Here is a 13,532-nt window from a genome sequence, read left to right as displayed (position 1 = left end):
GGTCCTTCCACCCGAACGGTCACAGGGCGGCCGCAGGGTCATTGCGTAGTCGGGTAGCTGCTGGTCACGGCGTTGATGAGGTCGTGTGATCGGCGGTTGGCGTGTCTGGTGGCTCGGGCGATGTTGGGTGCGTCGTTGGTTCGGTGGTAGCCGATTGCGGTGTTGCGCAGGGTGGCGATGACGGCGGGTCCGGTACCGGTCCGGGCTTGGTGGAGGTCTTCACGGAACGTCACGTCGCGCACGTGGTGGACGCGGTTTTCGATGTGCCAGTGGCGGCGGATCCAGTCCTGCAGGTCGCGGGGCTGGGCGTGGCCAGCGGCCAGGCTGATGGTCAGGTAGGCGGTTTCGCGGCTGGTTTTTCCGTTGGTGGTGCGGGTTCTGGTGATCCGGATGGCCTGCTGAGCGTAGGGAAAGCTGATGCCGCCGGGGGTGTGCAGCGTGACGGCTTTGACGGTGCGGGTCTCACGGCGGCCGTGGCCGGTGTCGCGGGTGCGGTTCCCGACCGGTATCTGTGCCCAGGGCAGGCGTTTGAGCTGGTTGTGCAGGGTCGGCTGGTTGGCTTTGACCTGGACCAGTAGGTGTGCGCCGCGGGTGTTGATCTCGCGGGCGTGGCTGGTTTGGGTGTGCAGGGCGTCGGCGACGAACAGCACTCCGGTCAGGTCGCCGAGCACGGCTGTGACGGCGTCCAGCAGTGGTGCGAACGCCGGGATCTCGTTGGATTTGGCGTCCACGGTGACCTGGGCCAGGACGACGCCAGTGCTGGTGTCCAGTGCGGACAGCAGGTGCATCTGGCCGCCGCCCGGACGCCGGGCGCCGCGGAGGGTCTTACCGTCCACGGCGACGACCGTGCGGTACCTGCGTGGCGTGGCGGGGGCAGGTCGGGTCCGGGTGCGCAGCCAGGCGGCCAGGGCCGTGGACAGCAGTTCGGCGTCCAGGCGGGTCAGGAGCCGCCACACCGTCGTGCCGACCGGGCTGCCGCGGGTGAACCCGAGCCTGGCCTTGGCCTGTTCGTCCAGGTCGTGCAGCCAGTCGGTGATCGCGGCGAACGACGACGCCCCGCCCAGCACCGCGCACACAGCGACCGCCAGCAGTGCGGTCAGCGGGTACCGCACACCGCGTGGGTCACGCGGGTCCGGAACCGCGGCGAGGGCGTGCAGGAGACCACCGCGTTCACCATCGGTGACCGGCACAGTCTGGGTGGTGGGGGTGGGCGCGGTGACGGCGAGTGCGGAGATGAGCGATGATGCCATCGGCGGGTGAGGTCCTCGGGGTGTTGTGCAGCGTAGAGAACTTCATGATCACCTATGTGATCTCACCCGTCTCTACCGCCCTCGCAGTGGCCGCGCACCGCGTAGACCCCCAGCTCAAGAGGCTGTCACCGGACTACGCAATCGCCCTGAGGGCGGCCGCCCGCGGGAGCTGCTGGAAACGAAAGCGAAGCTGATCCGCGTGCTCGAAGCAACAATGAAGGGCCCATGACGCAGCTCCCCACACCCGACTTTTCCACGGCCTCGAAGACCAAGCGCACACGGCGTCAGCGAGCGGCCGCGATCATTTTCAGCCCGGAACGGGCCCGCTCAAAGAGCAGCGAAGGAACTTTTCCCATGATCGACAGGGCGGTCTCGGTCTTGGCCAGCTTGGCCTGCAGCCGAGCGTTCTCCCGCTGTAGCCGGGCAAGTTCGGCGTTCTCGGCCTTCTTCGCTGCCCGCGCGGCCGATTGCCGCCGGTCCGTCAGGCCAGCCGCGGCTCCGGCATCCCGGGCCTTGCGCCAGTCGAGAATGTGTGACCCGTAGAGCCGTTCCCGGCGCAGGATCGCCCCACGAGCCGCCGCATCCGGCGCCGCGTCGTACTCGGCCAGGATCCGCGCCTTGAACTCTGCGGTGGATGTCCGCCGCTGGGGCCGAGCGTCCGGATCCGGGTTCTCGTGGGGCTTCGACGTCATGCTGATGATCTCTCCTCGCAACTGTCCAGGAAGAGTATGCCCTGGTAGACGGGCTGTCTCACATCAGCGTGACAGGGAGGGCTTCGTGATCAGGTGGCGGGAGCTTGCCAGTGGGCCTCGACCGGCTAGCGGTAGTTTGTTGCCTGCGGCTTCTGGGCAGTAATAGCCGTGAAGTGTTCGGACTTTTGTAGGTTTGCTGAGGTGTGAGCGATGACTGTGCGTCGTCGGTGTCCACCGGCGCCGGGTTCGTTGGAGGGCTACGCTGCCCGCTTCGATGATCTGTTCGGCAGGCTGGCCCAGCGTCGGGGGTTTCGTGAGTACCTGACCGGGCTGCTCGCGCCGCGTGACCGGAACAAGACGTTGACCTGTCTGGCCGGGGCTGAGCCGGTCATCGGGGCTCAGCATCCGGCGGTACAACGGCTGCAGTTCTTCCTGTCGGAGTCCACCTGGGACCATGAGCAGGTCAACGCCCGGCGGGTGGAGTTGCTGCTGGCTGATCCCGCCACCGCGCCGCATGCCGGTGGGGTGCTGGTCGTCGACGATTCCGGTGACCGCAAGGACGGTACCGCCACCGCGCATGTGGGCAACCAGTGGCTGGGCCGCTATGGCAAGACCGACCGCGGGATCGTCACCGTGACCACCCTGTGGGCCGACGAGCGGCTGTACTACCCGCTGCATGCGGTGCCCTACACCCCCGCGCACCACTTCCCGAACTTCCGCACCAAGCTGCAGATCGCTGCCGACCTGGCCGTGCAAGCCCGTCAGTCGGGCGTGGTCTTCCGCGCGGTGGCCGCCGACTGTGCCTACGGCGACCAGGACGGCTTCCGGGCCGACCTCCGCGCGGCGGGACTGCCATTCGTCATGGCCCTCAAACCGCACCGGGGGACATGGGCCTACGCAGACCAGGCGTACACCCCCGTCGACGCTGCCCGCGACCTGGCCTGGAACAGTCCCGAAGAGCCGGGCGACTGGACGCCGGCGCCCCGGACGTTCCGCGACGGGCATACCCAGACGTGGTGGGCCGCCGAGGCGCGGCTGGGCTGGTGGGGGCCGGACGGGACGACCCGGCTGGTCGTGGCCACCGCCGACCCGGCCACCCTGCCGGAGAAGGCCACCTGGTATCTGGCCACCGATCTGCCTCGACTCGGCGGCCCCCGGGCTGTCGACAGCCCTCATCCACCCGCGGACCTGGCGGAGATCGTGTGGATCTATGGGATCCGGCACTGGATCGAGCAGGGCTACAAGCAGGTCAAGGACGAACTCGGGTGGGCCGATTTCCAAGCCCGTTCCGACACCGCCATCCGTCGCCATCAGACCCTGGTCAACTGCGCGTTTTGCTTCTGCTGGGATGCCTGGTTAGCAGATCGAGCACCGTCACAGCCAGCAGCACCACCCCCTGATCCCGGTGCTCGAGAGAGGGGACCCGCACCCGGCAGGCCGTCGGCAGCCCTGTGCTGGCCCCGAACCATCCGGGAGGTCCGCGGCTGGCTCGTTCCCTGGATCATGTTGCGGCGCTGTTGGCGGGCGTGGTCGAACAGGCCCCCACCCGCCGAGCTCCAGGCACTCCTCGACGCCGTCGCAAGTGGACAACCCCTGTACCTGTACCACCTGAGCTAACAAACTACCGCTAGGTGACTGGTGTTAAACGATGGTCTGGCCCTGCGGGCCAGACCATCGTTTGTTTGGTTGGGGGTGTGGGGTGTTGAGGGGCCGGTGGCAGGTGTGGGTGTGGAAGTTTGTTGCTGGGTTGGGGTTGTGGGGTTTGTGGCGCCTTGGACTGCTGTGGCGTGGGTGGTGGGTCTGCTGTGTTGTGGTCAGGCGGTGGTGAGGGTCCTGCCTCGGGTGGTGTGGGTGAGGCCGAGGGTGGCGAGTCTGGCGAGGTTGACTGCGGCGGCGAGGAGGTTGAAGTCGGCGGCGATGCGGATGCGTCCGCGCATGCGGGCGCGTCGTCCGCCGTGGCGGCGGCGCATGAGGTGCGCGATTTTGCGTTCGACTTTGGGTCTGGTGGCGCGGTAGTCGGCCTTCCAGGCGGGGTCTTGTTGGCGGGTGCGGGCGGCGGTGAGGCGGGTCTCGTGGTGGCCGATGGTGATGCTGCGGCCGGTCTTGGAGTCGGTGCACTGCCCGCGGAGTGGGCAGGTGGCGCAGGCAGCGCCGAAGTCGGCCTTGCCGGCGTGCCGGGGGTGGTCCTTGACCTTCCGGATCGTTCTGACGGTCCCGTTGGGGCAGGTGACCCGCTGTTCGTCGAGGTCGATGTCGAAGCGGTCCTTGGTGAACTTCCCGGCGGGTGCGACGGGTGGCTGGACCTTGGTCTTGGCGTCGATCCCGGCGCGGTCGAGCCGGTCGAGGATCTCTCCGGCGCCGTAGGCGGCATCGCCATAGACCGCGGCGGTGCCGTCATCAGGTCCGTCGGCGGGGTCGGTGAGGTCGGTGATGAGGTCGGCGACGGGGTCGACGTCGCCGGTGTTGCCGGCGGTGACCGCGGTTGCGGTGACGATTTCGCTGTCGGGGTCGACAGCGACGTGGCCTTTGTAGCCGTCGAAGCCGCGGTGGTTGGTCTTGTGTCCGTGCCGGGCCTCGGGATCGACGGTGGAGATGACCCGGTCCGCGGCGACCTTCCGCGCGATCCGCAGTGTGCCGTCCGGCCCGGTTTCCAGGTCCTGGCCCAGCACCGTGGCGAGCAGCCGCATCGCCTGGGTGACCGGCTCGGGAAGGTCGTCGCGGCCGTCCAGCGCGGCCAGGAGCGCGTGGCCGTCCCGGGCGCGGGAGTCGATCAGGACTTCCCGGGCGGGTTTGTCGTCCCAGTCGATCAGCGGTTTGCCGGAACTGGTGTAGTCGTCACCGCTGCCCAGCCTGGCCAGGACGGCCCGTAACGGCTGGACCAACTCGGGGCCGGCGACGCTGAGCAGACCGCGGATCGCGGAACGGATCAGTGTGATCGTGTCCATCGTGGCGACCGCGTCATACAACGGCGTGGAATCAAGGACTCTGCGCCGCCCGATCAGCCCGGCGTTGCGGGCCGCGGCGAGGGCCACCTCGAAGATCCGGTCCGGGCGGCTCGAACGGCGCAGCCGTTCCCGCATGTCGACCAGGACGGTGTGCGCGAACCCGACCCGGCCTGCACCGTCCCAGCCACCGACCCCGGCGGCATACCGCCAGCGGGCGTCGAACGTGAACCGGTCCACCGCCTCCCGATCCGACAAGCCTTCCAGCCGTTGCAGGACCATCACCGCCGCGACCACCGACGGTGGCACCGACCGGCGACCGACCGGCGCGAACAGATCGGCGAACATCCCGTCCGGAAACAGCGCGTCACGATGTTCGTGCAGAAAAGCGAAGATCGAGTTCGTCGGCAACGTCTCCCCGCAGAACCGGGACACCGCATCCAGCAGATCCAACTGCTGCGAAGCCCTTCCCAACGCCATCACGACATACTACCTGAAATAGATACAAAACGATGGTCTGACCCGCAGGGCCAGACCATCGTTTAACACCAGTCACCTAGGACCTGCACCACGCCTGGAGCGCTCACTCGCGAAGTCCGCACGCCTACGTAATGACGAACCACCCGACCTCCGCGACGCTGAAGAGGCCGGTCGTCGCGGCCGGTCCACAGACCTAGGGAGGCCAACAGGTGAGCAACGCAGACCTGCTACCCACGGTCCCGGTCCGGCACGACCGCAGGCCAGCCGCCGACATGGTTCGCGAAGCAGAGGACTTCGCGGAACGGATGGCGAAGCGCCGCTCGGTGCGGGACTTCGCCGCCGACCCGGTGCCGGACGGGGTGATCGAGGCCGCGATCCGCGCCGCCTCGACCGCGCCCAGCGGCGCCAATTTGCAGCCGTGGCGGTTCGTCGTGCTGACGGACCCGGCTCGCAAGCGCCGGCTGCGTGAGGCGGCGGAGGCGGAGGAGCGCGAGTTCTACGAGCGGCGCGCCCCGCAGGAGTGGCTGGGTGCGCTCTCCGCGCTCGGTACCGACTGGCACAAGCCGTTCCTGGAGACCGCACCCGCTGTCATCGTCGTGTTCGAGGTGCACCGGGGGCCGCACAGTCCGAAGCCGTACTACGTCAAGGAGTCCGTCGGCATCGCGGTCGGCCTGCTGATCACCGCGCTGCACCACGCCGGCCTGGTCACCCTGACGCACACGCCCAGCCCGATGCGGTTCCTCAACGAAGTCTGTGAACGTCCTCCGGAGGAGCGCCCGTACGTGGTGATGCCCGTCGGGTATCCCACACCCGACGCCCAGGTCCCCGACATCACCCGCAAAACCCTCGATGAGGTCATGATCCGCTGGTGAGGTCCACCTCCAGGAACTCCGTCAGCGGTGCGACGTGCCGGTCCGGCCGACGCCATTCGGCAAGCAGATCCTCCAGCAGATGATGCTCCACCAGTAGGCGCTCGCCACGGTACCGGCGGATCACGGGATGAATGAAGGCGCTCTCCCTGGCCCGGTCGGGGGTGGGGTGGCGCTCGATGGCGAAGACGTCACCGTAGTCGTCGCGACCCCACCGCAGCGCGAGCGTGTACCAGTGATTGGCCGTCGCGAACCGCTGCACGGCGTAGTCCTCGGGCAGGTCCTCGTAGTGGTGGAAGTCGCCGGTGTCCTCGTCGCGGACGAAGACGTCGCACAGGTACTCGAACTGGGTCCACAGCGCCGAGCTCCAGTTGACCCGGTCGAGCATCAGCTCCGCCAGCGACCCGGGGTCGGCCGGCGTCGCCGCGCGGGGCAGCGGCACGCCCTCGTAGCGCTCCCGCAGGATCCGGGTGAAGGTCCGCAGGTTGTACCGGAAGCCGTCGATGAACGGCGACGACGCGTGCTTCACGTCCCGCGCCTGCGCGATGGTGCCGGCGAAGTACAGGCCGTTGACGTTGCTGGACTGCCAGTCGGGGCGCAGCCCGGGCATCCGCCCGTCGCGGATCAACTGCGGGCTCGTGGTCTCGTCGAAGATGCCGGTGTCCATCCGGAAGCCGGTGCAGCGCAGCACCGTGTGGTAGTCGAGGACGGCGGTCTCGCCCTCGGCGTGCGTGTACGTGATCGACACCTGGAAGCGCCCATCGACGGGACGGATCTCGTCGATCGTGCAGTCCAGCACCGAGTGCAGCGTCTTGAACTGGTAGCTGTCGAGGATCGCGCCGTACTGCCCGCGGACGTCCCCGGGGTGCTTGGTGTTCCACGCGAGCCGCAGCGGCTGCCGGCTGGCGAGGTGCACCATCGACGCGCGCCCGAGGATCGCCGACGCGGTCTCGAACGCCGAGTTGCCCTTGCCGATGATCAGCACCCGCTGGTTGTCGTATGCCTTCGGGTCGATGTCCATGTCCTCGTACCCGACGGCGTGCTCGATGCCCTTGATCGCCGGCACGAACGGATACCCCCACCCGGTCGCTACGATGAGGCAGCCTGCGCGTATCTCACCCTGATCGGTACGGAGATTGAAGCCGTTACCCGCTCTCGTGACTCGCTCAACGTTCGTGCCGTAACGGACGTTGAGCTCGTGGATACCGTAGAACTCCTCGAGGTAGCGCACCAAATCGTCGGCCGCCGGCAGATATTCGTCGCTGTACTTCGTGAACAGCAGGTCGGGATTGTCGTTGAGCAATGTGTTCCAGTCCCAGCGCAGGCGGATCTCCGGGTCGGTGCTGTCGGTGCGCACCTTGTTGAGCGAGATAAGCCGGCGGTGGCGCGGAAACCGGCGGAAGAACTCGCCCGGTCCGTCGCTCCGCTCGAGCGTCAGATAATCCGCATCGTGCTGCTGAAGGTAGTAACTCAATTGAATACCGGCGGGCCCCGCCCCGACGATGACGTACCGGTGCTCGCTGTCGGCCATCCCGCGCCCTTCGACGTAGAGGAATCCCTCGTCACCTTGGAATGTATGGCCGTGTATGTCAACATCGCTTCAAGTGAATTTTCCGTACGAACAGACATTGGTCAGAGCAAGTGTTGATGCATCATATCCCAGCTTTGTGGACGCGTCTGCGGTGCTCAGGCCGGCCGCACGGTAACCGGTACGCCGTTGAAGACGGCATTGCCAGACAGCACATCCACGATTGATGCGTCGGTGAGCGTGTTGGCATTCACGCCGGAGTGCCGCGCCGCGACCGACTGCGTACTCCCGGCGTGGCCCCAGCCGTGCGGCAGGCTCACGACCCCGGGCATGATGGCGTCATTGGCAACGACGGGCACGGTCAGCTCACCGACCGCGGAACCCACCACCGCCTGCCCGTTCAACCCAAGCCGGGCGACGTCGTCCGGGTGGACGTGCAGCGTGCACTGGTTGCTGCCACCCACCAGCGACGGCACGTTGTGCAGCCAGCTGTTGTTGGAGCGCAACTGGCGTCGGCCGATTAGCAGGAACTCCGCCGGCGGTTCATCGAGCTTGCGGCGCAACCGGTCGACATCGGCGACCAAGGCGGGCGGGGCCAGTTCCACCCGGCCCGACGGTGTCATCAGCAGCTCGGACAGGCGCGGCTGGAGCGGGCCGAGGTCGATGCCGTGCGGCTGGTCGCGTAGCTCGGCAAGGGAGAGTCCGTACGGGCCGAGCTTGAGCATCGCATCCAGCATCAGCTCTGGGCCGCTGTCGCCCTCCAGTCCGGCGCGTACCTCAGCGGGGCTCTGACCGGCCAGCGGCGTGCCTGGGATCGACAAACCCGCGTTGATTACCTGGTCGAGGATCAGATCGTCAATGGCGGCGGGGTCGCCGCCGGCGCCCATCCCCGCGGCGATCATCGTCAGCCGGGCGAGGATCTCGGCCTCGGAACGCTGGTCCGGTGCCAGCGGCAGGATCTGTGGTGAGAACCGCGCGTAGTTGCGGACCGTCACAATGAGCAGCAGGAAGTCGTAGTGCGGCATCTGGGTGATCCGTGGCGGCGGCAGAATGACATCGGCGAGCTTTGTCGTTTCATTGAGGTACGGATCGACGCACACCATGAAGTCGAGCTTGGACATCGCCCGCCCCAGTGCCGGCCCGTTTGGTGCGGACAGCACGAGGTTGCCGCCGATCACGATGAAGCCCTTGACCTGTCCGGGTCCTGGCGTGCCGATCTCGTCGGCCAGCGTCGCCACCGGCAGCTCACCGATCATCTCCGGCAGTTGGCGTACCCGGCTCCGCCAGTTGCCCGCGGTAAACGGCTGGCCGGTGCGGAAGATTTCCAGGGCCGCGGTCCTGGTGAACATCACCCCGCCCGGCCGGTCGAAGTTGCCGGTGAGGATGTTGATCGTGTCGACCAGCCACTGTGCGAGCGTGCCGAACTCTACGGTTGAGGTACCGACCCGGGTGTACACCGCGGCGGTCCTCGCCGCAGCCAGTTCGTGCGCCAGCCGGACGATGTCCTCGGCGGGAACCTGACAGTAGGAGGCCACGATGCTCGGACTGAAGGACGCGGACAGCTCCCGCAGCTCGCCAAGACCGTTGACGTCGACGTCGACCTTCGTCAAGCTGTCGGCGAACAGCGTGTGCACGATTCCAAACAGCAGCAACGGGTCTGTGCCGGGCCGCACGAAGAAGTGTTCGTCCGCGACGTCGGCGGTGCGTGTCCGGCGTGGATCCACCACCACAAGCTTGCCGCCACGTTCGCGCAGCTCACGTAGCCGGCGGCGGAAATCCGGAGCTGCACACAGTGAACCGTGCGACTCGACCGGGTTCGCGCCGATGACGAGCAGGTAGTCCGTGCGGTCCACGTCCGGTACCGCGATGGCGAACGGGTCACCGAACATGTGCCCGGTTGAGGCATGCTTGGGGATCTGGTCGATCGTGCCGGCGGAGTAGACGTTCGGCGTGGCCAGCGCCTGGGTGAGAGCCTGGCGGTACATGAAGCCAGCCATCGTGTGGAAGGTCGGGTTGCCGAAGTAGACGGCCACCGCCTCCTTGCCGTGCTCGCGGGCGATCCGGCTCAGGTTCTCGTCGACCAGGCGGAACGCCTCCTCCCAGGAGCCCTCACGCCAGGTGTCACCCTCGCGGATCATCGGCACTCGCAGCCGGTCCGGGTCCTCGTCTAGGCCGCCGAGACTGGCCCCTTTAGGGCAGATATACCCCTGCGACAACGGATCGTCACGATCTCCAGTCACGGACGTCACATGACCACGGCCATCGAGGGTCAGGCGCAGGCCACAGACGGCATCGCAGATCGGGCAGGTCCGGTGGGCAGTTCGCATCTGCACTCCTGGGCGTTGGGGGGCGCCCTCAATATCGTGAATGTGTCGGCGGCCGTCATCTTTCAGCGTGCGCAGCTGCTGAACGTCACGCGCGAGCGTGTCGGCGAGTTGCTGGTCAGCCTGAGGCTCGGCGGCCGCCTCCCGGGGAGGACACTGTAGGAGGCGTGCTGACGGACAGGGCTCAGCCGATGGCGGTACCGCACGGCACGGTGCGTCCGGGGCGAACACAAGGGTGTCGCCGCTGGTCCGGTTGCCGATGTCGAGCGCGGTGCGGCCGTCGGCGAAGCGGCGGCCGTTGGCGACGGCGGTGTAGAACTCGGCGGCGAGGAGTCCGGGATCGCCCGGGAGGTGCCGACGACGCACGGCCGTGCTCGGCAATCAGGCGGGCGTAGCCGGCCGAGACGCCATTCCATGTGGTCGCGTTGCCGGCCTGCGCCGGGGTGGTCGAGTAGCTCAGGACGCCCAAGCCGAGCTGCCCGCCCGCGACGACGAACGGCCCCGCGACGAGCAGGGCTGCCACTGCATAGGCCAGCTGCGCGAGGACCGGGTCTGGCATGCGCGGCGCATCGTCGGTGGGTTCGCTCACGATCGCGTGCACGACGAATGCCACGGCGAGCCAGAACAGCCCGAGCAGCCATGCGGCCGTCAGCGCGCCGACCGCCACCCCCGCCGCCGTGCGCTGCCGCACCGATGGTTCTTTCATGCGGCGAATCTATGCACGTCGAAGCCGAAGGCCGTCGGTGACGGCACTCAGATCCGCCTGGGTAGCCAGGGCGGTAGGGTCGGCGATGTGGATTTGGAGCTCATCGCCGCCCGGCTCGGGGTGGGGCGCGAGGACATCGAACGGGTGGAGCGGCTGGCCGGGGAGCGGCGGCCCGCAGTGTTGCCCGGTAAGAACAGCGCGCCGGAGGTACTGGGGCGGCTCGGGGTCGGCGCGCAGGACACCGCTGAGATCCTGACGGGATGGCCGGAGGACGGCTCTCCACTGTGGACGGACGAGCTTCGGTGGCTGCTCGACCGGTCGGTGGCGCTCGTCCGGGCGGATCTCGGCGGGTACGGGTGGCTGGTGCCCGGGCCGGAGCTGCCGCGGGGCCGGGGGGTCGCCTGGCGGCACCTCTACGTGTACGCGTTCCTGGCGCTGATCGACGACGTCATGGGGTACCACCGGGCACACGGCGTCCCGGAGGCGGTGTCGTGGGCGACGCTCGCCGACCTCGGCCGCAACCTCGAGGTCGACCGTCGGATGCGGGGCGAGGGCTGGCCGGTCATGCAGAGCTGGCTCACGCTGCACTGGCGGGGCGGGGTCTACGAGCTGGGGCGGCTGCAGCACCAGCGCGGCGGCGTCGGCGACGTCGACCTGCACGTGCCCGACTCCGGACCGCTGACGCTGGCGGCGGTCGACGCGTCGCTCGACGAGGCGCAGGCGTTCTTCCCGCGGCACTTCCCGGATGAGCACTACATGCACTTCGCCTGCGGGTCGTGGCTGCTGGACCCCCAGTTGCTGGAGTTCCTGCCCGAAACGTCGAATATCGTGCGGTTCCAGCGGCGGTTCGAACTGGAGCCCTACGAGGAACCGGAAGGGATCGACGCCGACGTCGAAGTGCGGCGATTCGTGTTCCGGGACCTGAGCACGCCGCTGGAGTTGTTGCCACAGGACACGGCGCTGCGGCGGGCGGTCGTCAGACACTTCCAGGTCGGCGGGCACTTCCAGTGGCGCAAAGGCCGGTTTCCAATCGGGTAGGCCCGCACGGATGGAGACGTGGTGGCGAGGGGCGATGTTTTGGGGTTCTGGCAGAGCAGCCTTGCATCGGCTTGATGTGGCGGGTAGCGGAAGGGGAGGCCATGACCGTGCCTGACATCGACCCGGCGACGCTCCCCGCGGACGGAGTTCGCCTCGGTGGTGAAATGGAGCTCCGCCGAGGACAACCTGCGCCGGCTGATGGCTGGCGTGTTCCGCGTCGACCGGGCCGGTACGACCAGCGCGGCGCACCGCCTGTTTGGTGAGATCCGCACCCCGGCGATCGCCAGACTGCCCAAGTTGTGACGCCGGGGCGGCTGCCGTTCGTACCGCAGTCACCCCGGCAAACGCGAGATCTACCGGTGCCACTTCTGGTTGCTGGCGCCGTTGCAGGTCCAGATGTGCAGCTTCGAACCGTTGGCGGTGGCCACGTTCTGCACGTCGACGCACTTGTTCGACTGCGGGTTCACGAGGTCGCCGGCGGCGGTCAGCGTGAACCTCTGCGCGCCGGTGCCGTTGCAGGTCCACAGTTGCACGACCGTGCCGTCGGCGGTGCCGCCGCCGGAGGCGTCCATGCACTTGCCGAGCGCGCGCAGCGAGCCGTCGGCGGCGAAGGTCCACAGCTGGGCGCCGGTGCCGTTACAGTCCCAGATCTGCAGGCGGTTGCCGTCGGTGGCTTTGGAGCTCGGCACGTCGATGCAGCGGTTGCTGCCGTTGCCGATGATCGCCGAGGTACCGGACTGGCCGCCGCACGCCGGGGCGGTGTCGAACGTGTCGGTGAAGGTGCTGCCGGCCGCCCGGTAGGTGTTGACCTGGGCCGTCGCCGCGGCGGGCGACAGCACCTGGTTGCGGGCGAAGAGGAACCAGTCGACCTGTTGCACGTACGTCGAGGTGCCGCCGGTGTGGGTGGCGAGGTCGATGAACCACAGGTTCCAGTTCACCGTCATCGTCTGCCGCGGGTAGAACTTGCCGGAGTGGTCGCCGACGAGGACGCCGTCGATGTGGTACTTGACGTGCCCGCCGGACACCTGGACCACCAGGTCGTGCCAGCCGTCGATGCTGCGCCGCTGCTCGGAGTGGGTGTTGTCGGCCAGCCACGGCTCGTTGCGGTACGTGTACCAGCTCGTCTGGTAGTTGATCGGCCCGGCCTCGCCCCAGCCGCCGTTCGGCAGGTACTCGGAGAAGTCGAGCTCGCTGTAGGTCGGGTCGAGGTCGCCGTTGAGCGGGCTGATCGCGAAGAACGTCTCGTTGATGTGGTCGCCGTCGTTGCCGCTCGCCGGCGCGTCGGCGAAACGGATCCGGCTGGCGTAGGTGCCCTCGAAGTACCGCTTCTGGTTCGAGTACACCTCGGCGTGCCGCGTCCCGGCGCCGGTGCCGTTCGTCGACGCGGTCAGCTGCATGACCTTCTGGCCGCCGGACGTCGGGAACGTGACGTTGCCGGGCGCCCACGTGGCGCCCGGGACGCCGGGACCGCCGGCGTTGCCCCGCGGGGTCCACCCGTGGCCGGTGAAGTTCCCGTCGGCGGACGAGCTGTAGTTGAAGTCGTCGAACACGAAGCCGCAGCTGTTCGGGGCCGCGTGGGCCGGGCCGGCGGTGGCCGCGGTGACCGCGACGGCGCCGAGCGCGCTCGCGAGAGCCAGCGCGGCGCCCGCGAGCAGCGGGCGGCGCAGGGCACGTTTCGATGGCATGGCGGTGCCTCCTGAACG

At 68.2% G+C, this 13,532-nt stretch carries 12 protein-coding genes; 5 read left to right on the top strand and 7 right to left on the bottom strand.

Annotated elements, in window-relative coordinates:
* Positions 1–38: 38 nt before the first annotated feature.
* Both ACQEVZ_RS58645 and ACQEVZ_RS58640 read right to left on the bottom strand, forming a co-directional pair.
* Positions 39–1,250 carry an ISAs1 family transposase gene (locus ACQEVZ_RS58645; protein ID WP_433384086.1) on the bottom strand — a complete coding sequence of 404 codons (1,212 nt, stop codon included), beginning with the start codon at positions 1,248–1,250 and terminating at the stop codon, positions 39–41.
* Positions 1,251–1,534: 284 nt separating this feature from the next.
* Complete coding sequence (locus tag ACQEVZ_RS58640) at positions 1,535–1,942, bottom strand: hypothetical protein (RefSeq protein WP_433385468.1); 408 nt, start codon at positions 1,940–1,942, stop codon at positions 1,535–1,537.
* 210 nt (positions 1,943–2,152) lie between these two features.
* Here ACQEVZ_RS58640 and ACQEVZ_RS58635 point away from each other — a divergent pair, with 210 nt between their 5' ends.
* A complete protein-coding gene (locus tag ACQEVZ_RS58635; protein WP_433381909.1) occupies positions 2,153–3,559 on the top strand; it encodes an IS701 family transposase in 1,407 nt (468 codons plus the stop codon).
* A gap of 197 nt (positions 3,560–3,756) precedes the next feature.
* Here the strand turns inward: ACQEVZ_RS58635 and ACQEVZ_RS58630 are convergent, their stop codons facing one another.
* Entirely contained in the window at positions 3,757–5,364 is a 1,608-nt protein-coding gene (locus tag ACQEVZ_RS58630) for an IS1182 family transposase (protein ID WP_433376196.1), read from the bottom strand.
* Positions 5,365–5,636: 272 nt separating this feature from the next.
* Here ACQEVZ_RS58630 and ACQEVZ_RS58625 point away from each other — a divergent pair, with 272 nt between their 5' ends.
* On the top strand, positions 5,637–6,236 hold the full coding sequence (locus tag ACQEVZ_RS58625; protein ID WP_433386210.1) for a nitroreductase family protein: 600 nt from the start codon (positions 5,637–5,639) through the stop codon (positions 6,234–6,236).
* Here the strand turns inward: ACQEVZ_RS58625 and ACQEVZ_RS58620 are convergent.
* Positions 6,220–7,764: an NAD(P)-binding domain-containing protein gene (locus ACQEVZ_RS58620; RefSeq protein ID WP_433385465.1), complete on the bottom strand. Its 1,545-nt coding sequence runs from the start codon at positions 7,762–7,764 to the stop codon at positions 6,220–6,222. The two genes, ACQEVZ_RS58625 and ACQEVZ_RS58620, sit on opposite strands and share 17 nt — an antisense overlap.
* A 155-nt stretch (positions 7,765–7,919) precedes the next feature.
* Positions 7,920–10,088 carry a molybdopterin-dependent oxidoreductase gene (locus ACQEVZ_RS58615; protein WP_433385462.1) on the bottom strand — a complete coding sequence of 723 codons (2,169 nt, stop codon included), beginning with the start codon at positions 10,086–10,088 and terminating at the stop codon, positions 7,920–7,922.
* Between ACQEVZ_RS58615 and ACQEVZ_RS58610 the strand changes: the two genes are divergently transcribed.
* Entirely contained in the window at positions 10,011–10,247 is a 237-nt protein-coding gene (locus ACQEVZ_RS58610; protein ID WP_433386252.1) for a hypothetical protein, read from the top strand. The genes ACQEVZ_RS58615 and ACQEVZ_RS58610 overlap by 78 nt on opposite strands.
* Positions 10,248–10,269: 22 nt before the next feature.
* Here the strand turns inward: ACQEVZ_RS58610 and ACQEVZ_RS58605 are convergent, their stop codons facing one another.
* The gene (locus ACQEVZ_RS58605) at positions 10,270–10,791 is read right to left on the bottom strand and encodes a hypothetical protein (RefSeq protein WP_433385459.1); all 522 of its coding nucleotides are present in this window, start codon (positions 10,789–10,791) and stop codon (positions 10,270–10,272) included.
* 87 nt (positions 10,792–10,878) lie between these two features.
* Here ACQEVZ_RS58605 and ACQEVZ_RS58600 point away from each other — a divergent pair, with 87 nt between their 5' ends.
* Together ACQEVZ_RS58600 and ACQEVZ_RS58595 are read left to right on the top strand one after the other, a co-directional pair.
* The gene (locus ACQEVZ_RS58600) at positions 10,879–11,829 is read left to right on the top strand and encodes an acyltransferase domain-containing protein (RefSeq protein ID WP_433385456.1); all 951 of its coding nucleotides are present in this window, start codon (positions 10,879–10,881) and stop codon (positions 11,827–11,829) included.
* A gap of 156 nt (positions 11,830–11,985) precedes the next feature.
* Positions 11,986–12,132, top strand: coding sequence for a hypothetical protein (locus tag ACQEVZ_RS58595; RefSeq protein WP_433385453.1), 147 nt, complete (start codon positions 11,986–11,988; stop codon positions 12,130–12,132).
* A gap of 50 nt (positions 12,133–12,182) precedes the next feature.
* On the opposite strand, the gene ACQEVZ_RS58590 is transcribed toward ACQEVZ_RS58595, so the two are convergent.
* Positions 12,183–13,514, bottom strand: coding sequence for a ricin-type beta-trefoil lectin domain protein (locus ACQEVZ_RS58590; RefSeq protein ID WP_433385450.1), 1,332 nt, complete (start codon positions 13,512–13,514; stop codon positions 12,183–12,185).
* Positions 13,515–13,532: the final 18 nt, after the last annotated feature.

Source organism: Dactylosporangium sp. CA-152071, assembly GCF_050936335.1.
GTDB lineage: Bacteria > Actinomycetota > Actinomycetes > Mycobacteriales > Micromonosporaceae > Dactylosporangium > Dactylosporangium maewongense.
The sequence above is the reverse complement of the archived record's forward strand: the minus strand, read 5'-3'. Positions and strand labels throughout refer to the sequence as shown.